Origin of the sequence: Nonomuraea cavernae (assembly GCF_040655715.1) — a bacterium.
GTDB lineage: Bacteria > Actinomycetota > Actinomycetes > Streptosporangiales > Streptosporangiaceae > Nonomuraea > Nonomuraea cavernae_A.
This window is the reverse complement of record NZ_JBFAKL010000006.1, coordinates 220,218-242,239: the sequence shown is the minus strand read 5'-3', so window position 1 is coordinate 242,239 and position 22,022 is coordinate 220,218. Positions and strand designations below refer to the sequence as shown.

Genomic DNA, 22,022 nt, shown 5'->3' with positions numbered 1-22,022 from the left:
CCAGTAGGCCCCATGGGAGCCTCCCTGGATTCGAACCAGGTGAGAAGGAAGCTCCCGAATGGCCTCACGACCAGAGAACGAGGAAAGCGGGAAGGCTAGTATCTTTTCCAAAGAGGGAGAAGGAAGCCCTCCCATGGCCTCGTGATCTTCAGCGTATCAGGCGGGGATCAGCTCGTGCAGTGTTCCGGGCGTGTAGATCCGTGATCCCGGCGGCAGGTCGGTGGCCGGCTGCAGCCCGATGTAGGTGGTGTGCTCAGCCGACGAGCCCTTCGCGCGGAGCAGGTCCGCCAGGTAGCCGACGCGCAGGTGGTCGCGTTCGACGATCGAGCGCACCAGCAGGGAAGCGGTGACGTGGTTACCTTCGACCCGGTTGAAGGATGGATACCCCTTCAAGTAGAGATGCAGCCATTTCGCCCGCCAGGTGCCGTCGTCGCCGCGCAGGAAGACCAGCGGCAGAGCGATCCGGCCAGATCCGCGCAGGTCGGACTTCATGCGCACCGTGCGCGGCTCGAACGGCCGGCCCTTCTGCTCGGTGTCCCTGGTCATGTAGCCGAAGAACGCTTCGGCGGCCTCGTTGAATGACTCCCCGGCGTAGATGTTGACTTGCGGGATGATGATCGGCCGGGTGGCGTCCGCGAGCCGGATGTTGATGAACTCCGACGCGCCGTTGGTGGCGTCGGTGAGATCGCCGGAGTATTCGGCGAAGTCGTTGCCGTAGTTCGTCCACGAGATCTGCTCAGGGTCGCCGTAGGAAGCGTCCAGCATGAGCGCGGACAGGTCGTAGTCGGTGCTCCGTTCAGCCTGACGCCAGTAGACCACGAACCGCAGCAACTCGCCGTTCACAGGTGACAGCGACCCCCGGGGCAGCATGCCGAGCCCAGGCACGACGGCCTTGCCCGACAGAGGCAGGGCGACGTCGAGCATGTCAGGATCGACGATCAGCTTGCCGGGATCGGGCAGGCGGCGGGTGATCTCCTCGTCCAGGATGGCCATCGTCAGCGACAGAGTCTCCGCGCCAAGCGGGGGGCGGGAGTCGGGGCTCGCCCATGCCCGGCCGTACCGGTTGGTGAAGACGCGGCCGGCGACGGGGGCAAGCCGGTTCTGCAGGTGCTCGCGCAGCGACAGCAGGACACGACCGGAGGCTCTCGCCGCGGCTTTCTCCGCGGCGTCCAGCACCACCGGCACGGACGTCCCGGTCCGCAGCAGGTGGTCGAGGCGTCGCAGCAGGGCGCCCGGCGCGTTCTCCAGCAGCGCGACCGCATCGGCCGTACGGCCCGAGGCGAGAGCGGCCTCGACACGGCTGTCGAAACCGGCAGTCGCGCGCGCGCCTCTTGCCACCTCGAAAACCTCGGCGGCACGCGGGAAGCTCGGGTACTCGTGGGGATGCAGTCGCTCGCCGAGGCGCTTCCACCGCTCCCGGTGGCGCGGAACGTCGCCGAGCTTGGCCGGGGTGGCGACCTCGTCCAGAGCCTGGAGGAGGGCGCGGCGCTCGGGACGGCGGAACGAGCGGAACCTGGACGGCGTGGCCAGCGTGACGTCGCCGCCGGACAGGCCACAGGCCAGCCGCAACACGTCGGTCACCGTGTCCACGAGCAGCGGCCGGCCGGCGGCCAGCCGTACTTCATTGACGACAGCGCGGTTCTCGCGTACCGGGATGCGCTCCGGTTCATCGGCGCAGAACGATGCCAGGATGCGCAAGGCGGCCAGATCCTCCTCAGCCAGCGGCACTTCTGAGCCCGCCAGCGAGAAGTAGAGCTCACGTGTCTCCGACTCCAGGCTCCCACCCAGCGCCAGCACGCTCACCTGGTCTCCGGCCAGCGGAACCAACTCGGCGTGCGCGGCCAGCAGGTCGGCGAAGGTGTGCTGATAACGGCCATAGCCCGGCAGCGTCAGCAGATTGAGCGTCGCAGGCTGGACACGGTCGGCTGTGACGGGGTCGAGCAGGGTCTCACGCACCAGCCCCGCCCAGAATTCCATGGTGTCGGGGACGTTCTTGGGAAAGTCGATGAAGTAGGCGTTGTGCTCGACATGGTCGCCGACCAGAGCGCGGACGGCGGCCAGGATCCGGATGCCGAGATCCACCACGGTCTCGCCGTGTAGCCGCGACAGGCGTTCGAGCAAAGCCTGTGAGCAGGTGAACCCGACGCTCAACAGCGCCGCGTCGAGTTGGCGAGCGGCCACCTCTCCCCAACCCGGCGTGGAGCCGGCAGGGGCGCCGCCGATGGGAACGCGTAACCGGCGGGCGATGACGAGGCTCTCCAGATTGTCCACGAGCGCACCTTATAAGGGGAACAGCCCGGTATGCTGTGGGTTTTCCGGCACTTGATCATCATGTTCCGCCGGAAGGAAAGTGGCGGTAGGCGAGGCGGCGCAGCAGGATCTCCGCCGGGCCCCGGTGACCGGCGCGCCGCATCAGATCGGCGATCACCAGTGACGACAGCCAGGTCGCCGCTGCCACCCCCGTGGCGCCCGCGAGTCCGAGATCGTCCTGCAGCCCGAATCCGTACGGGCCGAAGACCACGACGAACACGACCGACTGGAACAGATAAAGGCTCATCGAGCGCTGACCGAGCGCTTCGACGGCGACGGTCAGGCGACCGCGCCGCCGCGCGGCCACGAGGGCGATCAACCCGATGGCCCCGGCCATCCCGATGCCGCCGAGGTATCCGGTGAGCGGCTGGGCGAGGGCCGCCATCCACAGCGCGGCCTGCGACGGCTCGGCCCACACTCCTGCCTGGATGAGTCCGGCGGGAAGGGCGCCGGCGAGCGACACGACCATGGTGATCGCCGTGGCGCGCACCAGGAACGTCCGATGCCGCTCGGGCTCGTCCAGGACGCGCCGCCGCGCCGCCCACATGCCGAAGATCACCCCCGGAACGACCATGATGACGCCCGCGACCAGGCTGAAGGGCCAGAACGCCACCCGGCCGACGAACATCTCCCACAGACCGCTCGTCCCAGCGGCGATGCCGCCCGCGGCGTACGTCGAGATGCCCTGCGACAGCGGGTACCACATCCCCGACCCCACCAGCAGGGTGGCGGGCACCAGAGTCAGCCCCGCCGTCCACAGCAGCGTCGAGTCCTTGGCCCGCAGCAGACCGACGAGCAGGACGGCGCTGAGCCCGTACACGGCGAGAACATCGATGGGGACCAGCACCGCCACGTGCGCGAAGCCGATCACCACCAGCCACCATCCCCGTCGGCGCAGCAGCTTGCGGACGGCCGGCCAGTCGCCGCCCCGCTGCGTCTGCCGGTGCAGCAACTGCACCAGCGCGTAGCCGAACAGGAAGGCGAACATCGGCCGCGCATGGTTGTTGACGAAGAGCAGGTGGAAGAAACCGGCGACCTCGTTGGCCCAGGCCGGGCCCCGGTCGACGGCGACCACGAACAGCGGCGCGTGCGCGAACGCGATGGCCAGCAGCATCCCGCCCCGAGCGAGGTCCGGGGCGAGCGCCCGCGTGGCGGTGCCCGGCGGGCCGACCGGCGAAGGCGCCTGGATCGGCGCGCTCAAGGCTCATCCCTCCGAAGACGCGACCCCTGCGAAGAGCGGCTGCCGAAACGTGTCATGCGTCCCTCCTCCTTCGTCACCTCCCGTGCGCTGGGGCGCCCCTGATCGACGGGAGGGAACGTGGACTTCGAACGCTACGGACGAGATACCACGCCCGGAATGCGCTCAACTGCACACCGGGGTGTACCTAGACACAGGGTCGCCGCGCCCGCGCTGGAATGAGCGGCGAGGGGGCCACCGGCCGTATTCCCTCATCTTTTCGCTGGCCTCGTGCATCTACGTAGTGGGCTGAGGATACGAAAGCCCATGTCCACTTCGGGGAAGAAAGCCTGATAAAGAGCCATATACGGCGTGTTATACGGCTCACGCAACCTGGTAGCCCTAGATTTCCCCACATGAAACTCATCCCCATGTTGCTGGCCGCAGCCGTGATGGTCACGGCGGTGCCGGCGAGCGCCGCCACCCACCAGGCGGAAAAAAAGGCTGTCTTCTCCCTCACGCGCCTGTCGGGGCCCAAAGTGGGCAAGATCTTCACCGGCCAAGCCGTGGTCAAGGTCAAAGATCTGGACAACGGCGCGAAGGTGGAGCGCGCGACCAAGGTCGTCACGGTCCGTCTGCCCTACAGCAAGACCTTCAAGGTCAAGCGCGGCACCTGCGCCATCGTGGCGGTCGGTGAAGGCGTCAGAGGCGCGAAGCTACGCCTGAAGGTCACCGTCGGCGGAGTCGTCCAGACCAGCCAGAAGGCCAAGGCACCCAGCGGCGTCTACTGCAACGGGTAGCAGGGCCGGCACTCGGAGGCGCGAACCGTCCCAGCAACCCCGTGGGACCCGGCCTGCACCTCGCAAGCCTGCTCGGCTTGCGGGCATGTGGACAAGAAAACCGGCCCGGCCAGGCACGCTTCGCCTGTACGTCGTGCGGCTTCGCTGAGCACGTTGACGTCAACGCAGCTCGTAACATCGCCGCGCGCGGTGTTACGAGCTGGGCAGTAAGTCACGCTGCCTGACGCGGACCAGACCGTCGAAGCCACCGACGGCGAGGAGCTGCAAGCTCAGCCCTTCAGGGCTGAGAAGCTGACGGTCGTGGTAAGGCCCCGACGACTACGCCAAGAGCGGGCAGCGTAACCGTACTCGGGTCGCTGCCTGGAGCTGGGAAACGCCCAGGTGGCTACAACGTGTTCACGATGGACGTGTACTGGAACCGGAACCACGACTTGCGGCGAAGCTGCCCGCTTCTCCAGCCGAGCTCGGTCTTTCCAGTCTCTATCCAAGTCTGCAGGACGTGTGGATCGTCGCCGAGCGCGAGTGGGGCTGGACGGTCCCGCCAGGCACCGAACCGCCGGACCTCGATCTGCTTTTCGACCTCGTGCAGCCTTTCCATCCCGCCGCCGGTCCTATGCCACCTCTATCGCAGATCGGTACAGCGGTCGAGCAGGACTGAGACCGTTCCCGGTCGTCTGTCGGAAAGGCGTCGATCTCAATCTATGCGCTGACCTGCAGATCTGATCATTCATCCTTATACGAGGTCGTCGAACTCTCCTGCGACAAGCCCGTGTCGAAAAGCCGCGAACTCACTACGAGTGAAGTAGAGCCTGGGGCCATCGGGGTCTTTGGAATCACGTAGAGCGATCAACGGCCCATCATCGGCCTTGTGAGCGGCTCCCGCTGCCCAAGCGTCGAGGTCGCCGTCCAGCAGGGCCACCTCGACACAATTTCCACCCGTTCCGTTGGAGAGGCTGGACTTCCGCCATGCCACATGATCGATCCGCTCGCGGTTCTCATCTTGCCCGCTGTTCACGATGTACCTCCTGCTGCCTGTTCGATCAGGCTTCGGGTCGCATCAGGTCCCAGTGCTCGTGCCCGTAGGTGATCGAATAGCCGATTGTAGGCATTTACGTCATTAGGGGCTTCCAGGTAGATACTTCCCCTCCAATACTCGACGTACACGACATCTGGATCGGACGGCTTGGGGAACTTCAGGATGCTGAACCCGCCGTTCATGGCCGGATGGGCACCGCTGTCGAAGACGAGGACTTGGATGTTGATGGGGTTCTGTTGCGACAGGTGAAGAAGGTGGCGCAATTGACGCTGCATGACGTCTTTTCCTCCCACTTCGCGTCGAATGACCGCTTCGTTCAGAACCATCCACATCTCGGGTGGCGTTGCTGACGTCAGCAGCTCTTGGCGCTTCATGCGAATCGAGAGGCTCTGGGTGAGTTCCTCATCCGGAGCGAGAGTCGGCTCCGCGCCCATGACGGCTCGGGCGTACTCCTCCGTCTGAAAGAGGCCAGGCACGTACTCGGTCTCGTAGCCGCAGATGGACGAGGCGTCCTCTTCGAGACCCACGTAGCTCTGGAAGTACTCGGGGATCGTGTCGGACATCTTGTCCCACCAGCCGCGTTTCCGTGCGTCGCGGGCCAGTTGGAGCAGGATTTCCCTGGTGTGGGCCGGCACCTCGTAGATCTCCAGCAGCATGGTCACGTCGGAGATGCGGGCGCCGACCAGAGCCGCCTCGATGCGGGTGATGGTCGGTGCCGAACATCCCAGCCGCTCGGCGACCGCGTCGCGGGACATGCCCTTCTCTTTGCGCAGGCTGCGCAAGATGGCGGCCAGGCGGCGCTGGCGTGCTGAGGGGCTGCGCTGAGCTGTCATGTCGCCTCCGGTGCGGGGATGCTGATGGATCTTGGATGCAGAACTGAACCAGGTGCATTCTGTGAACTTGCTTGCACTAAGAGTAGTCATCAAAGCACACTCTGTGAGGGGTAATGCTTGAACCGGCATAGCTTTCTCTGGCCAGCTCAGCGTGCTGCGAAGGGTGCAGACGGATTTTGATCCGCACCACGTGCAGTGTGCGTTTGTGCAGCCTCCTGGCCTGCTGATCGTCTCCGCACGTGAAGGGTGGCTGGATCGATGCGACGCACGCGACGGCAAGGCGACCGGCAACAGGGGCCGACCTCGCCGACTCCCGAACAGGTGCAGTTTCTCTACTTGTCTCAACTCGCCTGGGCTCTGAAGAGGCGCGGTCTGGCTGTTTCGGTGCAGTTGCCGCGGCGTGATGAGCCGTGCGTCTCGGTCCAGCGGGCGTCGGGGCCGTTGCTCGTACGGGCTTCGCTGCGTGGCGAGCGGTGGGTGTTCACGTGAGGGCGCGGGAGGGACCGGCGGGTGGACGCCCTCGACGAGTGCGCGTACGAGCGGGTGTGGGAGGTGGCGCAATGAGCGATCAAGTCCTGGTCGAGCTGACGTTTCCGGGTGTGGCGGCCTGGGTGCCGCTGGCCCGGCGTTGGGTGGCGGATGCCCTGGTGGCCGCGGGGCATCGCGACATGGACGGTGCCCGCCTCGTCACCAGCGAGCTGGTGGGGAACGCCGTGCTGCACACCGGTTCGGGCCGGCCAGGTGGCCTGATCATGGTGCGGGTCTCGGAGGTCGCTGACGCGGTGGCCAGGATCGAGGTGATCGACGAGGGCGCGAAGGCGAGTCCCCATCCGCGCCGGTCGGACGACGACGAGTGCGGCGGGCGTGGGCTGTGGGTGGTCCAGCAGAGCTCGATCAGCTGGGGGACCCGGAACGCGCCCCTGAGGTGGAACCTGGTGTGGGCCGAGATGTCCACGCTGGAAGCCCTCAGCGCGGGCGCGACCCCATGACCGGGCTGCCCGACTTCCACGGCAGAGCCGCGGTCGTCCTCCCTGACAACGTCCTGTTCGAGGGTGGGGCTGGCGAAACCGTACGTCGCCGCTTGCTCAAGCAGTTCGACGTGCACACGTTGCTGCGCCTGCCTACTGGCATCTTCTACGCAGGCGGTGTCAAGGCCAACGTGCTGTTCTTCGACAAGAAGGAAGCTCGGCCCGGTAGGCCGTGGACGGAGACGCTCTGGGTCTACGACTTCCGCATCGGCCAGCACTTCACGCTCAAGCAGAACCCGCTTCGCCGCGAGAGCGAGTTCGCCGCGATCGCTGAGGCGCTGCAACAGTCTCGAACGAAGACTTCCGGGTCGTAATTCCTCGCCAAGCAGGCGGCTCGCCGATCAGATCGGCGAGCCGTAAGGGGACGCGGTGAACCGGGTAGTCAGGCCAGGTCGAACTCGCCGCCCTTGACTCCGGCCACGAATGCTTTCCACTCGCTCGGATTGAAGACCAACGTCGGCCCGTGAGGGTCCTTGCTGTCGCGTACGGCCACGATGTCGGGAAGGTTGTCAGCCACTTCGACGCAGTCGTTCCCGCTTCCACTCAGGCTGCTTTTACGCCACGCGGCGTTGGACAGGTCAGTCATGAGTCAGCTGCTCCTTGACGTCGATGATGCGCTTCCGGGATTCCTCTGGTGACAGAGCAACATCCCATATGCGCCCAAATGCGATTTTATAGCGATCTACCTGCTCCGAGCTCTCCACATATATGTCACCGGCCGTGCCTTCGACATAGGCAACATCTGGGTCCACAGCTTCGGCGAAGGACAGGACTGTGAACGCCCCTTCGAGCCCCGCGTGCGCGCCGACGCTGTAGGGGAGGACGCGGATGGTTATGTTGGGCCGACGAGCGGCGACCAGGATGGCGTCCAGCTGATCTCGCATCATCTCGCGACCGGCGATGGGGCGATGTAGAACACTCTCGTCCATCACGGCATGCAGCTCTGGCGCGCCTGGACGGCTGAGCAGTGTCCGCCGTGCCATGCGTGCCATCACGCGGCGCTGGATGTCCTCGGGATCATGCGGTCCAGGTCTTCCGGTGCTGATCACTACGCGCGCATAGTCCTCGGTCTGCAAGAGCCCCGGAACGAGTTGCACCTGCCACTGGCAAATCCGCGATGCTTCGTCCTCCAAGCCCACGTAGGAGCCGGTGAACACGTCGGCGTACGCCGTCCACCAACCCCGCTTGCGAACCTCCTTCGCCAACTGAAGCAGTATGGCGCGAACGTCCGACCTGGCCCCGTACAGATCGCAGACTGCGGCGACATCCGAGAGGCTTGCTTTGGTGCGGCCCGTTTCGATTCGGCTGATCTTGCTGCGGTGCCATCCGAGCTGAGCGGCGGCAGTTTCGGGAGTCAGTCCCTTCTCCTCGCGCATGGTGCGTAGCTCACGAGCGAGACGACGCAGTCTCACAGTTGGACTGTAACTCGATTGCATGAAGTAACTATGGCAGTTCACTGAGTGATGTAGATGGCCATTACGCAAAGTCATGCCTAGCGTGCACTGTGCATTGACAGATAACTTAACGTAGCCACATGCTTGCGTAGAGAAGCAGGCGCGAGACCCTCACGGGCGTACAAGTGGCTCTCCCTGATCGCCCGGAGTCTGCTGTTCCGGCACCGAAAGGCGGTTCCAGCGATGCGACGTACGCGGAAGCAGAACGACGCGACGGGGACGGGTCCGACGCCGCCGACTCCCGAACAGGTGCAGTTTCTCTATTTGTCCCAGCTTGCGTGGGCCTTGAGGAGGCGCGGTCTGGCTGTTTCGGTGCAGTTGCCGCGGCGTGATGAGCCGTGCGTCTCGGTTCAGCGAGTGTCGGGGCCGTTGGTTGTACGGGCTTCGCTGCGTGGCGAGCGGTGGGTGTTCACGTGGGGGCGGGGGCGGGATCGGCGGGTGGACGCCCTTGACGAGTGCGCGTACGAGCGGGTGTGGGAGGTGGCGCAGTGAGTGATCAGGTTCTGGTCGAGCTGACGTTTCCGGGTGTGGCGGCCTGGGTGCCGCTGGCCCGGCGTTGGGTCTCGGATGCCCTCATGGCCGCGGGGCATCGCGATATGGACGGTGCCCGGCTCGTCACCAGTGAGCTGGTGGGGAACGCCGTGCTGCACACCGGTTCGGGCCGGCCAGGTGGCCTGGTCATGGTGCGGGTCTCGGAGGTCGCTGACGCGGTGGCCAGGATTGAGGTGATCGACGAGGGCGCGAAGGCGAGTCCCCATCCGCGCCGGTCGGACGACGACGAGTGCGGCGGGCGTGGGCTGTGGGTGGTCCAGCAGAGTTCGATCAGGTGGGGGACCCGGAACGCTCCCCTGAGGTGGAACCTGGTGTGGGCCGAGGTGTCCACACTGGAAGCCCTCGGCGCGGGTGCGACATCATGACCGGGCTGCCCGACTTCCACGGCCCTCACCTGGGCGTCCGCCGCGCCGATGCCGAACAAGTCGAGTGGTGTGACCCGGTGCCGCGCTTCGACCGGGTCCGGGTCCTGCGGCACACCTGCGAGTGCAGGGCGCGCGTCTACGAGTTCTGCGCGGCCGGCGGGCTGGCGTGGGTGCGCAGGGCAGATCGGCTCGCCTCCGGTTCAACTGTCAAGGAGAGCCATCCAGGCCCGTACGGTGAGGTCGAAAAGCTGTGGGAGAGGCTCCTCACCGGCGAGGCCCGATTATCGACGGTCCGCTATCGCAGGGTGAAGCGGTTACGCAGCGCCCGGAGCGCGACCCGCGCCGAACGGGTGCTCAGGAGCAGCGCGGTGAGCCTCAGGCACGCCACGGCCACGGCCACGAACAGCCACGGGTCTTTGGTCTCCAGCACCTGGAGCAGCGCGAGACAGATCGACGACAGGACTTTCCGACAGGTAGAGGGGGTTCCGTCCCTTAGTCGAGGAGCTCCTGGTGCGGATCGTCTACTCGCGCGTGTCCACCGCGACCCAGTTGGCCTGCGAAAACTTACTCTGCAGATCGTTCCGCTCCGTGCAGTCGATCCGCGCGTCTACCCAGGCCAGAACAATGGGACCCGGGATGCCGCTGGCCGTCAGCGGAGTGTTCACGCTGCTGGGCCAGTTGCTCGGTATTCCCCGCGCTGTCCGGGATCTTGGTATCTTCCGGAATATGCCTGATTTCGCAGCCTCCGGCACTGACGTTCGCGCGCTCGGCGTCCTGCTCGCCGTCTCAGGCGTCGCCATTCTGGCGGGCCTGGTGGCCGTCACCCGCCGCGATCTCACCGCGGCATGAATCGAGGAACCGCGATGGACGCCTCCGCGCCGCGAGCGCAGGCCCTTGGTCCCCGGTTCAAGCTGGGAGGGATCTCGTCCGTGGCGAGCGGCGTCCTCTTCCTTCTCAAGTCGGTCCTGGACCTTCTCGTGGGAGACCCGCCGTCCGAGAGCACGCAGCTACCATCCTGGATAGCTTCGCATCAACTGCCGTTGTCGCTGACGAACGAGGTGCTCTTCTTCGCGGTGGTCCTGCTCATCCCCGTGATCTTCGCGCTCTACCGCAGCATGGACGGGTCTGGCCGGTCGTGGGTCGGGTTCGGCTGCGGCATCCTCGCGCTGGCCGTGGCGATCGTCCTGGCGCTGGTCTTCATTCACGGACGGCTCGTGTACCCCGTTTACGGCATTGACCTTGACGAACCGGCCACCGTCGCGCTGGTCGTTTCCCTCTACTACGGCGGCATGCACGAGGTCGCCCTGCTCCTGGGCGCCGCGCTTGTCATGCTCGGCCTCTCGATGAGACAAGGGGCTTTCGGCCGTGCGGTCGCCGTCCTCGGAGTCATCGTGGGGGCGGCTCAGCTCGCCGGTTCCTTCCCGTGGCTCGTCGGCCCACTGCTGACCTCGATCATCCAGGCGATGTTCGCCCTGTGGCTCGTGCTCGTCGGGCTGAGGCTCGTGCGTTTCCCGATCAGCGGGTGAGGACGACCTTCAGCGCTTTCGCGTGAGCGGCGTCGGCTTGTTCGGAGAGCGGGCGCTGCGCAGGGAACTGCTGCACGCCTCCCTGGACCTGTACGCCGCCGGGACGCAGCTCGGCTCGCTTCCGGGATCACCCGCTGGTGCGGGACGGCCATCTTGATGGTGCCGCGGCGATCCGCCACGCCGTACGCCGCCCGTCTCCGTCACTGCGGGCTGAGATGTTCCCTGCTCAGGGGTGACGCCGGACCAGCGGCGGCTCGACATGATCTGAGCCGTATGATGCCCACAGCGGCTCCGACAGTGAGCACGGCGGACAAGACTGGGGCAATGGCTTCGTCGTAGTCCGGAATGTAGGCGGCGGTGACGTTGATCATGGCATGCATGAGGATCGCCGCCGACACCCCTCCAGTGGCATTGCGCAAGCCGACGAGGATCAGTCGGGCCGCGACCGTGCCCAGGAACCAGCCGCTGAGCCAGGCCGGGCCATGACCGGCCTGCAGGAGGGGGATCAGATGCCACACGCCCCAGAAGGTCCCGAGGAGCAGTCCGGCCCGAACCGTGCCGAAACGGCGTTGTAGCGGGTCGGTGGCGTAGCCGGTCCAGCCCAGCTCTTCGCACGCGGCGCCCGCCACCGCCGCGGCGAACAGTAACGGCAAGACCGCCGGCGGTGTCGGAAGCACGGAGCCGACTTCGCCGGCGAGCCAACCGAAGGTCCACGCGAGAGCGCCGACAACGACGGGCAGCAACACCGCAGTGACATACCAGCGGGCCCGTGCCGCGGGCCGATCGATGACGCGAGCCAGCAGGGCCATGACGGCGGCCCGGCCGCCGTCGCGGTAGGCCAGGACCACGGCGGCCAGCACCGGCAGCACGAACATGGTCGCGCTCGCGGGCAGAACGATGGCGCCGATGCGGATGGTGGGCGACACCGCCCCCAGAACGTAGAACGGCACCGACAACACGGTGACGAGGACCAAGAATTGCACCGGGTGGCCGGTGTGGCCGCGTGTTGCCGGGTTGGCCGCCGACATCTTCACAGGTTCACGCCCTTGCCCGCTTGAGACATGATATCCCAAGTACCATAAGCGATAAGTGATCAGGTTCGGACGGGGCTGCTGTCGTTCTGGCTGTCACCGTGATCACGGGCGTCGTCGGCCGTGATCACGATGGAGATGGAGAGTGGCGCAAAGTTAGCGCATCTTGGCGTTACCGCCACTGGCTGGGCGTCACCCACGCGTCGATGCTGGCTCCGTCCCGCGGTTGACCGTCGAACGATGAATGAGATGCCCTATGCCCGACGTCGCGTTTCAGGCGGATGGATCCGCCTTGTCCAGGTTGGATCGGCGTGGCCCATTGGATGTGGGTGCCGAGGAGGGGGCCCGGCTGCTCGCCGCGGCGTCCAGTCTGCTTGTCGAGCACGCCGAGAAGGTCGTTGACGGGCCGGTGGCTCCGCGAGAGCCCGCCGATGGACATATCCGCGACTGGTTGGCCGGGTACGACTTCCGAACTGCGCGGCCGGCTGCCGAAGTGCTGTCCGAGGTGATGGCCGGGCTGCGGAACTGGACGGTGCACACCACGCATCCGCGCTACTTCGGCCTGTTCAACCCAACCCCCACTTGGTGGGGAGTGGCCGGTGAACTCCTCGCCGCCGGCGTCAACCCGCAACTCGCGGCGCACAGCCACGCTCCGGCCGCCGTGGAGATGGAGCGGCACGTGTTGCGCTTCCTTGGTGCCCGGCTCGGGATGCCGGTGACCGCGGAGGGAAGCTTCACCGTAGGTGGCGCGGAGGCGAACCTGACCGCGGTGATCGTCGCGTTGACCCGCCGCTTCACGTCCTATCCGGACACTGGCCTCGTCGGGCTACCTGGCCGACCGGTGTTCTATGCCTCGGCGGAAAGCCACCTGGCGTGGCTGAAGATCGCGCACCTGGCCGGTCTCGGACGGCAAGCGGTCCGGTTGGTCCCGGTCGATGCGTCGCATCGGATGGACCTCGACCAGTTCTGCCGGTTACACGACACGGATCTGGCTGCGGGCAAGGTGCCCTTCCTCGTGGTCGGTACGGCCGGCACGACGGGCGGTGGCGCGCTGGATCCGCTGGCGGAACTGGCCGACTTGGCATCGGAGCGGGGCTTGCATTTCCATGTGGACGCGGCGTGGGGCGGTGCGATCGCGCTGTCGGATCGGCTGCGCCCGCTACTGGCCGGGGTGCATGCCGCTGACAGTGTCACTGTTGACGCGCACAAATGGTTGTCCGCGCCGATGGGGGCCGGCATGTTCCTCACCCCTCACGTGGAAGCCTTGGTGGCCAGCTTCCGGGTGGCCACCGCGTACATGCCCGCCGGCGCGGAAGGAGTTGCCGACCCGTACACCACGAGCGTGCAATGGTCTCGCCGACACATCGGCTTGAAGGTCTTCCTGGCCCTGGCCGCCGCGGGGCAACCGGCGTTCGCCGAGCAACTGGAACGCGATGTCGCACTGGGAGTTCTGCTTGCGCGGCGACTCGACGAGAACGGCTGGCATCGGATCAACGACACCCCGCTACCCGTGGTCTGTGTCGTGGACCGCGAAGCGGATGCCTCGGGACAGGAAGCCAGCAGGGCGTGGCACACCGCGGTAGCCGACCATGTCGTGCGAAGCGGGCTGGCTTGGGTCAGTCCGGTACTTCTCGACGGCCGCGCCGCCGTGCGGCTCTGCGTGACCAGCCATCGCACGACCGCCCGGGACATCGAATTGGTGGTGGCCGCCCTCAACACGGCGCGGACCGCCATGACCTCTCCCAATGACGACACGCCACGATGACGGCGAACTCTGACACCCTGCCGTTGCTGCGCAGGATGGCCATGCTGCCGCGCGCGGCATGGGTGATCTGCATCGGCATGTTCATCAACAAGCTCGGCAACTTTCTGAACGTGTTCCTGGTTCTGTATCTCACCAGTGAGGGCCACTCGGCGTTCCTTGCCGGTGTGGCCCTTGGCGCAACGGGTCTGGGCGGTTTCGTCGGCAATGTTGTGGGTGGCTCGATCGCCGACCGGTTCGGTCGACGGAGCGCCATGGCCGTGTCGATGTTCGGCGCGGCTCTGTTCACTGTTCTGTTGCCGGCGAGCTCGAATGTCCACCTGACGATCGCGCTGGCGGTGCTGGTCGGCTTCTTCGCTCAGCTCTACCGGCCGGCGGCCGGAGCTGTCCTGGTCGATGCTGTCCCGGCCGCGCAGCGCCTGACCGCGTTCGCCTTGCTGAGACTGGCGATCAACCTCGGCATGGCGATCGGCCCCGCGATCGGCGGCGTTCTCAGCGCACTGTCCTACTGGTACTTGTTCGCAGGAGACGCGATCGCTTGCGTGCTGTTCGGTGTGCTGGTGCTGGTCATGCTGCCCGAGATCAAGCCCGAACCGGTAGCACCCATGGCGGATGCTCCGACGACCAAGGCCGGCTACCGCGCGGTGTTCGCCGATCCCGCGCTGCGCTTGTATGTGCTGTCGATGATCGCTGCGACGTTCGTCTACGTGCAGACCACCACGACACTGCCTTTGCACATCAAGGACGCGCACTTGAGCAACTCCTTCTACGGTCTGCTGCTCGGGCTCAACGCGATCCTCTGTATCTTGTTCGAACTTCCCATGACGAAGCTCATCGAACGCCGATCCGCTCGTCACGTCATCGCCTTCGGCATACTCTTGACCGGCATCGGTGTCGCCGGCACCGGGCTGACCACCACCGAACTGACGCTGGTACTCACCGTCGTCGTGTGGACATTCGGCGAGATGATCTACACCTCGGTCGCTACCACCTACCCTGGAACGCTCGCACCTGCGCACCTGCGCGGCAGGTACCAGGGTGCCGAGGGCATGGCCGTGAGCATCGCCCAGACCGCCGGGCCCGCAGCAGGCGGGTTGTTCTACGCGGTCACCCCTGCTGGGCACTGGGCGGCGTGCGTCGCGATCTCGATCGTGGCCGCCTTGCTGATCCTGGGCGCGCGAGCGAGACCGGCGGCGCCCGCCGAGGTCACGCGTTCGCCGGGGCTGTGACCGGGCGGAAGGCGCGCCGGTACGCCGATGGTGAGGTGTGCGTCGTCCGGCCGAAGTGGTGCCGATAGGTCACCACGCTCTCGAAGCCGACGGTGGCCGCGATCGCCTCCACCGGGAGGTCGGTTTTCTCCAGCAATGACAGGCTGGCGTGCACCCGCTGGGTGATCAGCCACCGGATCGGGCTGCTGCCGGTGGACCGAGCGAAATGACGCAGATAGGTTCGTGCGGACATGTGGGCATGTCTCGCGAGCGACGCGACGGTGATCGGCTCGGCGAGGTGGGCCAGCGCCCACTGCATGCTCTGCGTGACGCGGTCGTCCTCCGAGTCGCCTACCACCGGCGCTTCGATGAACTGGGCCTGGCCACCCTCCCGATGCGGGGCGATGACCAGGCGCCGGGCCACCGCGTTGGCGATGGTGGGCCCGAAGTCCTTGCGCACCAGGTGAATGCACAGGTCCAGACCAGCGGCGCTGCCGGCGCTGGTCAACACGTCGTCGCCGTCGATGTAGAGCACGCCGGCATCGACCTCGACCAAGGGGAAGCGTTGTGCGAGCAGCCCGGCGTACTGCCAGTGTGTGGTGGCCCGGCGGCCGTCGAGCAGGCCGGCCGCCGCCAGCGCGAAAGCGCCCGAGCAGATCGAGACCACTCGAGAGCCTCGTTGCCGCGCCAGGCGCAGCGCGGCGATCACATCCGGCGAGCAGTCGGCGTGGACGTCGCTGACCCCTGGCACGATGACGGTCTGGGCGGAGGCGAAGACGTCGAGTCCACCGTTGGCGTGGATGGTGGCGCCGCCGACGATCGGCACCGGGCCGGGGCGCTCGGAACAGATCGCCAACTGGTACCAGTCGACATCGAATTCCGGGCGGGGCAACCCGAAGACCTCGGTGACGATGCCCATCTCGAAGGCGGACATTCCCTCGTAGAGCAGCACGGACACCCGGGGACCGAGAGGTGTGCGCAACGACAGTGAGGTCATGGCGAGATCCTATCGGACGATGGCGTTTACGCCACTGGTTCCGGTGGGCCGCCACCAGCACCATTGATCACATGAGCGCTGTTCTCTCCACCGCCCCGGCCGCATCTGCCGACGCGGTCGCCCATTTCTCCGCCCGCCTCACCTTCCAAACCGATGTCAGTGACGTGCACGCCGACCTGCATGCCGCGGTCGACAACCTGATCGTGGTCGATTCGCGGAGCGAGGAGTCCTGGGACCAAGGACACATCCCTGGCGCTGTGCACCTGCCCACCGACCAGATCGCCGAAGGCGCCCTCGGGCTGATCATGACGGACGCGATGGTGGTCACCTATTGCTGGGGACCAGGCTGCAACGGCTCGACCCGCGCGGCCCTCGCGTTCGCCCGCCTCGGATACCGGGTGAAGGAAATGATCGGCGGCTACGAATACTGGGTACGTGAGGGCTTTACCGTGCAAACCGCGACCGGTCTGCTCGTCCAGCCCGCGGATCCACTGACCGCACCGGCATCCGCAATCAGCTGTGGCTGCTGACAGGCTCCCGGCCGCGACCGAGGCATACTCGATCCGTCCGGTCCAGCCGGAAGACCTCGCGCAGTTGGCTCTGCTGTGTGCGGCACACGCCGAGTTCGAGCACGCGCCGCCGCCGCCCCACGACCTTGCCGACCGCCTGCGGCCGGCATTGTTCGCGCCGCACCCCCGGCTGTGGTGCCTGGTCGTATGCGTGGCAGACGAGCTCGTGGGCTACCTTTCCTACACGCTCGAATTTTCCACGTGGCAGGCAGCGGAATTCGTCCACCTGGACTGCGTGTTCCTCACCGATGACTACCGTGGGCGCGGTCTCGGAACCGAATTGCTGGAACACTTGCGTGGCATCGCGCGACAAATCGGCGTGAAACAGATCCAATGGCAAACTCCCTTTTGGAACACCGATGCCATCCGGTTCTACGACAGATCCGGCGCGCGCGGCGCGCACAAGATCCGCTATACCCTCCACCGGGAAACCTGATATCCGCCGCTTCAGCATTCTGGTGCACATCCCGGGTCGGGCGGGATTCGGTGGGACCACCTGCTGCGCGGCCGCCGGCGCGGCGATCCGCACGCCGTCCGCCCCGGTGCGCCGCGCCCGAGACGCTTCATCTCGTGCGAGCAGGTATGCCTCGAAGATGGCCTTTCTCTATGAGTGTCGCGAGTTCGTCGAGGAGGGCGATCGAAGCGGCGATCCGGGTCGCGGTCCAGTGGACGGAGGGATCGGGCTCGAGGTAGGAGAGCGTGGCGGCGACAAGGGCATAGGTCGTGCTCGTCCAGTGCGACTCCATTGAAGAGCCGAACGCCCGGGCCTGGAATGACGTGCTCTCCTCGTTGACGGAGGCGCGGACCACGAACCCCGTCAGGAGCGCTCCCATGGCTTGGGACATCAACTCGAAGCCGCCGCCGTCGGCCGGCGGCGTGGTGAGCCGGTACCCGAACAGCTTCGGAAGGCGGCTGTACACGGCTGCGCGCTGTGTCGTGAAGGAGCGCTCCGCCGCTGCCAGTTCGGCCGTGACGACCGCGCGCAGGTCACTGTCGGGCAGGCCGCTGCAGGTCGCGCGGAGTGCGAGGTAGTCGCGCCATTCGCGCGAGGTCGCGAAGCGCTGGAAGTCAGCCTCCGAGGCGATGCGCAGGCCCTCGACGACCAGTGTCCGGCGTCCGGCTTCCGTTGCCAGTTCGCCCTGGTGCGCGGATATGAACTCCCGGAGAGCGTCGATCTCTTCGGTGCCCTCCGGTTCGAGTCGGGTGTCGCGCACGACCCGCACGAGCACCTCGCGGAGGAATTCGGCCCGATTCGGCCAGTGGCGGTAGGCCGTGGCCCGGGGGACTCCCGAGGCGGCGATCGCCTCCTCCAGGCTGATGCCGTCGAGACTCACCATGATGCCGCGCTCGCGGACCCGGGTGATGGCGGCGTCGATGATCCGGTCGGCGGGCTTGCGGCGGGGACTGTTCACACTGCTAGCATGGCAAATGAGACATCGTGTCTCAAGCGCTTCTCGAAGAGAAGAGGGCGGTTTCGAAGCCGCCCAGGATGATCCGGCCCTCGATGCTCGCAACTGCTGGAGGAACAATGCGTGTGGTGGTCGTTGTCGAGTCCTGCTTCGGTAACACCTCACAGGTGGCCGAGGCCATCATGGAAGGGTTACGCGCAGGCGGTGCCGCGGTCGAGGTGGTGTCAGCCGACTCCGCGCCGCCGTCCCTGTCCGCCGACCTGGTCCTTGTCGGTGCGCCCACGCACAACATGGGCTTGCCCAGCAGCGCTTCGCGCAGTCAGGCAGCGCAGAAGGGCGGTAGCGCCCCGCCCTCTGGCGTACGCGAGTGGATCGACCGGATCGACTCGGTCGACGGCCGGGTCATCGCCTTCTCGACCACGACCGGTGGTCTGTTCGCCGGTTCAGCGAGCAAGGCGATCGTCAAGGCGTTCAAGCGCCACAAGATCCAGGCCGAACGTGGCACGGATTTCACCGTCATGGGCACCCCGGGCCCTCTGGGCGGCGGGGAACTCGATCGAGCACGCGAGTGGGGCCGCACGCTACAAGCCTGACCCGTCCATGCCGGACCTGGCCAAGCGCCTGGACGGCCGGCGCACTCTGCCGGAGGCAGCCTCAACCGCCGCCAGGCCGCTCTTCTCCAGGAGTCTCATCCAGCTGTCCCGGTGCCGGCCCCGCCGCTTGCGGCGGTTGACGGCCTGCCCCCCGAGGACGGACGCGATGAGCTGGGGATAGCCCTCGCCGAGGACGTGGAAGTCGAAGAACGTGACGATGTCGAGTGCCAGCTCCGTGGTCTCGACCTCTTCGACGTCGACGTGCTTGTAGGCGAAGACGTAGTCGTCCCCGTCACAGAAGTAGACGTCCCCGCCCTGGAGGTCGAGGTAGATTCCGCTGCCGCACTCGATGTCCTCGGGAGCGCCGTAGCGCTCGCAGCCGATATGGAGTGGATTGCCCAGGGGGCAATGCGGATTGACATGGCGGTCGGCCCAGGCTTGGCGGCTCGCTATCTCTGGGGGCTGCTGGAAGCGGAAGTAGTCTCCGCTCAGCCGGTGGAACAGGCCGAACACCTCCGTCACCCCCGAGGGAAGCTCGGGGATGGGCTCCAGCTCCTTCGGCTCCTCGATGATGGCGCCGAAGCCGTGCTCGGCCTCCACCTGCTTGAGCAGCTCCAGCTTCGACCTGATCCCGGCCAGCTTCCGGCCGCGCTCCTCGTCCATCGAAAACTCTCCGCCATCGCTGAAGATCGTGTGGGGGGCATCCTCTCAGTCGGTGGTGGTCCGGTGCCATCGAAGCTTGACTGAGATCACGGACGTCGTGCCAGGAAGACGAACTCTCTTCCTGGGCGGTCGGGCGCATCGCGAACGTCCTCCACCACGTAGCCGTGCGTGACCAGGTCCCGCTCGACTTCCTCCCGCTCTCGGAATCGCAAGGTCGAATCCGACGTCAGTACCTGGCCGTCCGCGGCGAACCCGTAGGTCCAGCGGAACGTCACCAGAGGCCAACTCACCTCGATCAACTGGACCCAGCTCTCGACGGATCCGACGCCTGGAATCTCCGTCACGCTGTAGGAGATCTCGCGGGTCCATTCTTCCCAGGCGCGTCCGGCCGGATCGCGGGTCTCGAAGACCAGATGCCCGCCAGGCCGAAGTGCCTCGTACGCTCCCCGTAGCGTCTTCCGCCACGTCTCTGGATCAACGATGGCCTGGGCGACGTTCGCCGTCATCGTCGCGAGGTCGACCCGCAGCGGCGGGAGGTCTGTCGCATCCCCGCAGATCCAGTGCACTTGCTCACTGCCCGGTTTGGCCCGAGCGACGTCGATGGACGCCAGCGCGGGATCGACGCCCACGGCCTCGATCCCGCGGTCGGCCAGGAGAAGCGCGAACACCCCTGTGCCGCAGCCGATGTCCAGCACTCGGCGGGTCTCGAACTCTTCCGCGATCCGGAGGTACGCGTCGAGATCGCCGCGGTCAGGGTCGAGCGGATCGTAGATCGCGGCGAGCCGTGGATGCGCGAAGCAGTCGTCGGCCATGCGGTCGAACATACGCGGAGCCGGGCCCGGGCAGCCCTCTGACTTTCGTCCTGCGGTATCGAATATCAGTGATCAACGAGGGTTGAGGATCTCGGTGATCCGGAGGAATCCGTCGGTGCCGTGGCCCCGTCCGATGGCGCGGCGCGCCAGGCCTTCAGCCGCACGCATCACGCCCGCGTCGATGCCATGGGCCTCGGAGGTGTGGACGATATGGGCCATGGACGACACCGCCGAGGTGATCGGGTTGTCCTCGCCGGAGAACGTCCCGCTGTCGACCTCCTCCGCAGACTGCTCGAAGATCGCCGGAAGGATCGTGGCGATGCCTGTGGCGAACGGCGCCAGCTCCCGCGCGGTGACCCCCTCGGCTCTCGCCACGGCCAGCGCGTGCGCGTAACCCGCCATCGCGGTCCAGAAGATGTCGAGCAAGGCGATGTCGTACGCGGCCGCCTGGCCGATGTCCGCACCGAGGTGGGTGTGGGTGCCACCCAGGGCGTCCAGCACCGGCCGGTGCTTTTGGTGAAGCTCCTCTGGACCGCTGTGGAGGAACACCGCGTCCGGGGTTCCGATGGTCGTGGTCGGTGTCATGATCGCACCGTCCAGGTACCCGATGCCGTGCTCGGCCGCCCAGGCCGCGGTGTCCCGGGCGCGGTCGGGGGTGTCGGCGGTCAGGTTCGCGACAGTGCGCCCCTTGAGCGCGTCGGTGACCGCGCCACGCCGCACGATGGCGTCCACCGCGTCATAGTTCACCACGCAGAGCACGGTCAACCTGCTTGCGGCGACCGCCTCCTCGGGCGATCGGGCGCCGACCGCGCCCCGTCCGACCAACTCCCGTTCCTTGCCCGGCGTCCGGTTCCAGACCGTGGTCCGCAGGCCGGCGTCCAGGAAGGCACCGGCCAGGGCCCGGCCCATCGGCCCCAGGCCGAGTACGGTGACGGCAGACTCTTCAGTGTTCGAGGTCATGCCTCAACTCCTCAATAAACAGCAAACGGTGATGAATGGGGATGAAGATGACGCGTAGTCGTGCTCAGGATCCGAACGTCTGCGGAGTGACCGCCGCGATCGCCGTGATCGACGGCAAGTGGAAGACGATGTTGCTCTGGCTCCTGGACTCCGGTCCGCATCGCCCGGGTGAGCTGCGCCGGCGACTGCCGGGCCTCACCGAGAAGGTGCTGACTCAGACGCTCCGCGAGATGGAGGTCGATGGACTGGTCCACCGGGAGGTGCACGATGTGCGACCGCTGAAGACCGTGTACTCCCTCACTCCGTTCGGCCGCGAACTCTCCGAAGCGTTGGAGTCTCTATCCGACTGGGGCCACCGCCGCCTGGAGCAGCTGGCCAAGCCCCAACCGGTCTCCTGATACACCGCCAACCTGCCCATCTCATCCTGGATCTGACGGCCTTCGACCGCCCACGACCAAGCTTCAGGCCACTTCGGTGCGGCCGACAAGTACCCACAAAAAAGTGGCTACCGCAAGGAGCGCCGGGTACCAGGATCTTCATCGTGTCGGGCACAGCTGCTGGTCACCGATGCGGTCCAGGCGCAGCAGGAGGTCGGGACGCCCGCCATCATCGACCGCGCGGGACCGCACCGGGCGCTACGCGCAGCCGGCACCTCCCCGCTCGAACTCTTCATCTTCGTGGGATCGTCGCGCTGGACCGGCACATCCTGTCGGTGGTCGTCAGGGATTTCGTCACGCGAATCGCCACAGCCGGCCCGTGGGCGGCTCACCGAGCTCACCGCTTTCACGGAGGTGATCGAACCTGGTGTCGTGTGGCCTATAACGACTATGATGATCTAGCTCCGGCTGTGCCGGACGGTAGTTCGCTCGGGTCCGAAGTCCGTGTCCGGAACGGTGGTCTCGTCAAGGCGATCGCCGGGTGGGAGCGGATCTCGCGG

At 66.5% G+C, this 22,022-nt stretch carries 29 protein-coding genes; 16 read left to right on the top strand and 13 right to left on the bottom strand.

The window, feature by feature from the left end:
* Window positions 1-156: 156 nt before the first annotated feature.
* Both AB0I38_RS11465 and AB0I38_RS11460 read right to left on the bottom strand, forming a co-directional pair.
* Window positions 157-2,271, bottom strand: coding sequence for a hypothetical protein (locus tag AB0I38_RS11465; RefSeq protein WP_358465783.1), 2,115 nt, complete (start codon window positions 2,269-2,271; stop codon window positions 157-159).
* Window positions 2,272-2,329: 58 nt separating this feature from the next.
* On the bottom strand, window positions 2,330-3,511 hold the full coding sequence (locus tag AB0I38_RS11460; protein WP_358465781.1) for a DUF418 domain-containing protein: 1,182 nt from the start codon (window positions 3,509-3,511) through the stop codon (window positions 2,330-2,332).
* 392 nt (window positions 3,512-3,903) lie between these two features.
* On the opposite strand from AB0I38_RS11460, the gene AB0I38_RS11455 reads away from it, so the two are divergent.
* The 3 genes from AB0I38_RS11455 to AB0I38_RS11445 all read left to right on the top strand — a co-directional run bounded on the left by AB0I38_RS11455 (window position 3,904) and on the right by AB0I38_RS11445 (window position 4,945).
* Window positions 3,904-4,287, top strand: coding sequence for a hypothetical protein (locus AB0I38_RS11455; protein WP_358465779.1), 384 nt, complete (start codon window positions 3,904-3,906; stop codon window positions 4,285-4,287).
* A 41-nt stretch (window positions 4,288-4,328) separates the two neighbouring features.
* The gene (locus tag AB0I38_RS11450; RefSeq protein WP_358465777.1) at window positions 4,329-4,511 is read left to right on the top strand and encodes a zinc ribbon domain-containing protein; all 183 of its coding nucleotides are present in this window, start codon (window positions 4,329-4,331) and stop codon (window positions 4,509-4,511) included.
* A 275-nt stretch (window positions 4,512-4,786) separates the two neighbouring features.
* Window positions 4,787-4,945, top strand: coding sequence for a hypothetical protein (locus AB0I38_RS11445; protein ID WP_358465775.1), 159 nt, complete (start codon window positions 4,787-4,789; stop codon window positions 4,943-4,945).
* A gap of 75 nt (window positions 4,946-5,020) precedes the next feature.
* On the opposite strand, the gene AB0I38_RS11440 is transcribed toward AB0I38_RS11445, so the two are convergent.
* Window positions 5,021-5,302, bottom strand: a complete 282-nt coding sequence (locus tag AB0I38_RS11440; protein ID WP_358465773.1) for a DUF397 domain-containing protein — start codon at window positions 5,300-5,302, stop codon at window positions 5,021-5,023.
* Window positions 5,299-6,156 carry a helix-turn-helix domain-containing protein gene (locus AB0I38_RS11435; RefSeq protein WP_358465771.1) on the bottom strand — a complete coding sequence of 286 codons (858 nt, stop codon included), beginning with the start codon at window positions 6,154-6,156 and terminating at the stop codon, window positions 5,299-5,301. Before AB0I38_RS11435 ends, AB0I38_RS11440 begins: the two co-directional genes overlap by 4 nt.
* A 560-nt stretch (window positions 6,157-6,716) precedes the next feature.
* Between AB0I38_RS11435 and AB0I38_RS11430 the strand changes: the two genes are divergently transcribed.
* Together AB0I38_RS11430 and AB0I38_RS11425 are read left to right on the top strand one after the other, a co-directional pair.
* Window positions 6,717-7,145, top strand: a complete 429-nt coding sequence (locus AB0I38_RS11430; protein ID WP_358465769.1) for an ATP-binding protein — start codon at window positions 6,717-6,719, stop codon at window positions 7,143-7,145.
* Window positions 7,142-7,498, top strand: a complete 357-nt coding sequence (locus AB0I38_RS11425; protein ID WP_358465767.1) for an N-6 DNA methylase — start codon at window positions 7,142-7,144, stop codon at window positions 7,496-7,498. The genes AB0I38_RS11430 and AB0I38_RS11425 overlap by 4 nt, the downstream gene beginning before the upstream one ends.
* A 68-nt stretch (window positions 7,499-7,566) precedes the next feature.
* On the opposite strand, the gene AB0I38_RS11420 is transcribed toward AB0I38_RS11425, so the two are convergent.
* Together AB0I38_RS11420 and AB0I38_RS11415 are read right to left on the bottom strand one after the other, a co-directional pair.
* Window positions 7,567-7,770: a DUF397 domain-containing protein gene (locus AB0I38_RS11420; protein WP_358465765.1), complete on the bottom strand. Its 204-nt coding sequence runs from the start codon at window positions 7,768-7,770 to the stop codon at window positions 7,567-7,569.
* Window positions 7,763-8,620, bottom strand: coding sequence for a helix-turn-helix domain-containing protein (locus AB0I38_RS11415; RefSeq protein WP_358465763.1), 858 nt, complete (start codon window positions 8,618-8,620; stop codon window positions 7,763-7,765). The genes AB0I38_RS11420 and AB0I38_RS11415 overlap by 8 nt, the downstream gene beginning before the upstream one ends.
* 387 nt (window positions 8,621-9,007) lie before the next feature.
* Between AB0I38_RS11415 and AB0I38_RS11410 the strand changes: the two genes are divergently transcribed.
* Both AB0I38_RS11410 and AB0I38_RS11405 read left to right on the top strand, forming a co-directional pair.
* Window positions 9,008-9,130, top strand: a complete 123-nt coding sequence (locus AB0I38_RS11410; RefSeq protein WP_358465761.1) for a hypothetical protein — start codon at window positions 9,008-9,010, stop codon at window positions 9,128-9,130.
* Window positions 9,127-9,555, top strand: a complete 429-nt coding sequence (locus AB0I38_RS11405) for an ATP-binding protein (protein ID WP_358465759.1) — start codon at window positions 9,127-9,129, stop codon at window positions 9,553-9,555. Before AB0I38_RS11410 ends, AB0I38_RS11405 begins: the two co-directional genes overlap by 4 nt.
* A gap of 295 nt (window positions 9,556-9,850) precedes the next feature.
* Here AB0I38_RS11405 and AB0I38_RS11400 read toward each other — a convergent pair whose 3' ends face one another.
* The gene (locus tag AB0I38_RS11400) at window positions 9,851-9,985 is read right to left on the bottom strand and encodes a hypothetical protein (protein WP_358465757.1); all 135 of its coding nucleotides are present in this window, start codon (window positions 9,983-9,985) and stop codon (window positions 9,851-9,853) included.
* A gap of 80 nt (window positions 9,986-10,065) precedes the next feature.
* On the opposite strand from AB0I38_RS11400, the gene AB0I38_RS11395 reads away from it, so the two are divergent.
* The 3 genes from AB0I38_RS11395 to AB0I38_RS11385 all read left to right on the top strand — a co-directional run bounded on the left by AB0I38_RS11395 (window position 10,066) and on the right by AB0I38_RS11385 (window position 11,238).
* Complete coding sequence (locus tag AB0I38_RS11395) at window positions 10,066-10,404, top strand: hypothetical protein (RefSeq protein ID WP_358465755.1); 339 nt, start codon at window positions 10,066-10,068, stop codon at window positions 10,402-10,404.
* Window positions 10,405-10,484: 80 nt separating this feature from the next.
* Window positions 10,485-11,081 (top strand): hypothetical protein, encoded by a 597-nt coding sequence (locus AB0I38_RS11390; RefSeq protein ID WP_358465753.1) that lies wholly within the window; start codon window positions 10,485-10,487, stop codon window positions 11,079-11,081.
* Window positions 11,082-11,103: 22 nt separating this feature from the next.
* Window positions 11,104-11,238, top strand: a complete 135-nt coding sequence (locus AB0I38_RS11385) for a hypothetical protein (protein ID WP_358465751.1) — start codon at window positions 11,104-11,106, stop codon at window positions 11,236-11,238.
* A 43-nt stretch (window positions 11,239-11,281) separates the two neighbouring features.
* Here AB0I38_RS11385 and AB0I38_RS11380 read toward each other — a convergent pair whose 3' ends face one another.
* Window positions 11,282-12,109 (bottom strand): CPBP family intramembrane glutamic endopeptidase, encoded by an 828-nt coding sequence (locus AB0I38_RS11380; RefSeq protein WP_358465749.1) that lies wholly within the window; start codon window positions 12,107-12,109, stop codon window positions 11,282-11,284.
* Between the two features lie 259 nt (window positions 12,110-12,368).
* Here AB0I38_RS11380 and AB0I38_RS11375 point away from each other — a divergent pair, with 259 nt between their 5' ends.
* Together AB0I38_RS11375 and AB0I38_RS11370 are read left to right on the top strand one after the other, a co-directional pair.
* Window positions 12,369-13,877 (top strand): pyridoxal phosphate-dependent decarboxylase family protein, encoded by a 1,509-nt coding sequence (locus tag AB0I38_RS11375; RefSeq protein ID WP_358465747.1) that lies wholly within the window; start codon window positions 12,369-12,371, stop codon window positions 13,875-13,877.
* The gene (locus tag AB0I38_RS11370; protein WP_358465745.1) at window positions 13,874-15,103 is read left to right on the top strand and encodes an MFS transporter; all 1,230 of its coding nucleotides are present in this window, start codon (window positions 13,874-13,876) and stop codon (window positions 15,101-15,103) included. Before AB0I38_RS11375 ends, AB0I38_RS11370 begins: the two co-directional genes overlap by 4 nt.
* On the opposite strand, the gene AB0I38_RS11365 is transcribed toward AB0I38_RS11370, so the two are convergent.
* A complete protein-coding gene (locus AB0I38_RS11365) occupies window positions 15,081-16,079 on the bottom strand; it encodes a helix-turn-helix domain-containing protein (protein ID WP_436838734.1) in 999 nt (332 codons plus the stop codon). The two genes, AB0I38_RS11370 and AB0I38_RS11365, sit on opposite strands and share 23 nt — an antisense overlap.
* Before the next feature lie 71 nt (window positions 16,080-16,150).
* Between AB0I38_RS11365 and AB0I38_RS11360 the strand changes: the two genes are divergently transcribed.
* Together AB0I38_RS11360 and AB0I38_RS11355 are read left to right on the top strand one after the other, a co-directional pair.
* Complete coding sequence (locus AB0I38_RS11360) at window positions 16,151-16,609, top strand: rhodanese-like domain-containing protein (protein ID WP_358465741.1); 459 nt, start codon at window positions 16,151-16,153, stop codon at window positions 16,607-16,609.
* Window positions 16,599-17,084 carry a GNAT family N-acetyltransferase gene (locus AB0I38_RS11355; protein WP_358465739.1) on the top strand — a complete coding sequence of 162 codons (486 nt, stop codon included), beginning with the start codon at window positions 16,599-16,601 and terminating at the stop codon, window positions 17,082-17,084. The genes AB0I38_RS11360 and AB0I38_RS11355 overlap by 11 nt, the downstream gene beginning before the upstream one ends.
* 127 nt (window positions 17,085-17,211) lie before the next feature.
* Here the strand turns inward: AB0I38_RS11355 and AB0I38_RS11350 are convergent, their stop codons facing one another.
* Complete coding sequence (locus AB0I38_RS11350; RefSeq protein WP_358465737.1) at window positions 17,212-18,060, bottom strand: TetR/AcrR family transcriptional regulator; 849 nt, start codon at window positions 18,058-18,060, stop codon at window positions 17,212-17,214.
* A gap of 116 nt (window positions 18,061-18,176) precedes the next feature.
* Here AB0I38_RS11350 and AB0I38_RS11345 point away from each other — a divergent pair, with 116 nt between their 5' ends.
* On the top strand, window positions 18,177-18,650 hold the full coding sequence (locus tag AB0I38_RS11345) for a flavodoxin family protein (protein ID WP_358465735.1): 474 nt from the start codon (window positions 18,177-18,179) through the stop codon (window positions 18,648-18,650).
* Here AB0I38_RS11345 and AB0I38_RS11340 read toward each other — a convergent pair.
* The 3 genes from AB0I38_RS11340 to AB0I38_RS11330 form a co-directional block, all read right to left on the bottom strand.
* On the bottom strand, window positions 18,639-19,313 hold the full coding sequence (locus tag AB0I38_RS11340) for a hypothetical protein (RefSeq protein ID WP_358465733.1): 675 nt from the start codon (window positions 19,311-19,313) through the stop codon (window positions 18,639-18,641). The two genes, AB0I38_RS11345 and AB0I38_RS11340, sit on opposite strands and share 12 nt — an antisense overlap.
* A gap of 86 nt (window positions 19,314-19,399) precedes the next feature.
* Window positions 19,400-20,125 (bottom strand): class I SAM-dependent methyltransferase, encoded by a 726-nt coding sequence (locus AB0I38_RS11335; protein ID WP_358465731.1) that lies wholly within the window; start codon window positions 20,123-20,125, stop codon window positions 19,400-19,402.
* A gap of 72 nt (window positions 20,126-20,197) precedes the next feature.
* Window positions 20,198-21,085: an NAD(P)-dependent oxidoreductase gene (locus AB0I38_RS11330; protein WP_358465729.1), complete on the bottom strand. Its 888-nt coding sequence runs from the start codon at window positions 21,083-21,085 to the stop codon at window positions 20,198-20,200.
* 47 nt (window positions 21,086-21,132) lie between these two features.
* Here AB0I38_RS11330 and AB0I38_RS11325 point away from each other — a divergent pair, with 47 nt between their 5' ends.
* Complete coding sequence (locus AB0I38_RS11325) at window positions 21,133-21,483, top strand: winged helix-turn-helix transcriptional regulator (protein WP_358465727.1); 351 nt, start codon at window positions 21,133-21,135, stop codon at window positions 21,481-21,483.
* Window positions 21,484-22,022 lie beyond the last annotated feature (539 nt).

Excerpts from the sequence above, each read along its gene's own strand:
- AB0I38_RS11455 (WP_358465779.1), top strand. The coding sequence starts at position 3,904 with ATGAAACTCATCCCCATGTTGCTGGCCGCAGCCGTGATGGTCACGGCG.
- AB0I38_RS11435 (WP_358465771.1), bottom strand. The coding sequence starts at position 6,156 with ATGACAGCTCAGCGCAGCCCCTCAGCACGCCAGCGCCGCCTGGCCGCC.
- AB0I38_RS11430 (WP_358465769.1), top strand. The coding sequence starts at position 6,717 with ATGAGCGATCAAGTCCTGGTCGAGCTGACGTTTCCGGGTGTGGCGGCC.
- AB0I38_RS11425 (WP_358465767.1), top strand. The coding sequence starts at position 7,142 with ATGACCGGGCTGCCCGACTTCCACGGCAGAGCCGCGGTCGTCCTCCCT.
- AB0I38_RS11420 (WP_358465765.1), bottom strand. The coding sequence starts at position 7,770 with ATGACTGACCTGTCCAACGCCGCGTGGCGTAAAAGCAGCCTGAGTGGA.
- AB0I38_RS11415 (WP_358465763.1), bottom strand. The coding sequence starts at position 8,620 with ATGCAATCGAGTTACAGTCCAACTGTGAGACTGCGTCGTCTCGCTCGT.
- AB0I38_RS11380 (WP_358465749.1), bottom strand. The coding sequence starts at position 12,109 with ATGTCGGCGGCCAACCCGGCAACACGCGGCCACACCGGCCACCCGGTG.
- AB0I38_RS11375 (WP_358465747.1), top strand. The coding sequence starts at position 12,369 with ATGCCCGACGTCGCGTTTCAGGCGGATGGATCCGCCTTGTCCAGGTTG.
- AB0I38_RS11370 (WP_358465745.1), top strand. The coding sequence starts at position 13,874 with ATGACGGCGAACTCTGACACCCTGCCGTTGCTGCGCAGGATGGCCATG.
- AB0I38_RS11365 (WP_436838734.1), bottom strand. The coding sequence starts at position 16,079 with ATGACCTCACTGTCGTTGCGCACACCTCTCGGTCCCCGGGTGTCCGTG.
- AB0I38_RS11360 (WP_358465741.1), top strand. The coding sequence starts at position 16,151 with ATGAGCGCTGTTCTCTCCACCGCCCCGGCCGCATCTGCCGACGCGGTC.
- AB0I38_RS11345 (WP_358465735.1), top strand. The coding sequence starts at position 18,177 with ATGCGTGTGGTGGTCGTTGTCGAGTCCTGCTTCGGTAACACCTCACAG.
- AB0I38_RS11340 (WP_358465733.1), bottom strand. The coding sequence starts at position 19,313 with ATGGACGAGGAGCGCGGCCGGAAGCTGGCCGGGATCAGGTCGAAGCTG.
- AB0I38_RS11335 (WP_358465731.1), bottom strand. The coding sequence starts at position 20,125 with ATGGCCGACGACTGCTTCGCGCATCCACGGCTCGCCGCGATCTACGAT.
- AB0I38_RS11330 (WP_358465729.1), bottom strand. The coding sequence starts at position 21,085 with ATGACCTCGAACACTGAAGAGTCTGCCGTCACCGTACTCGGCCTGGGG.
- AB0I38_RS11325 (WP_358465727.1), top strand. The coding sequence starts at position 21,133 with ATGACGCGTAGTCGTGCTCAGGATCCGAACGTCTGCGGAGTGACCGCC.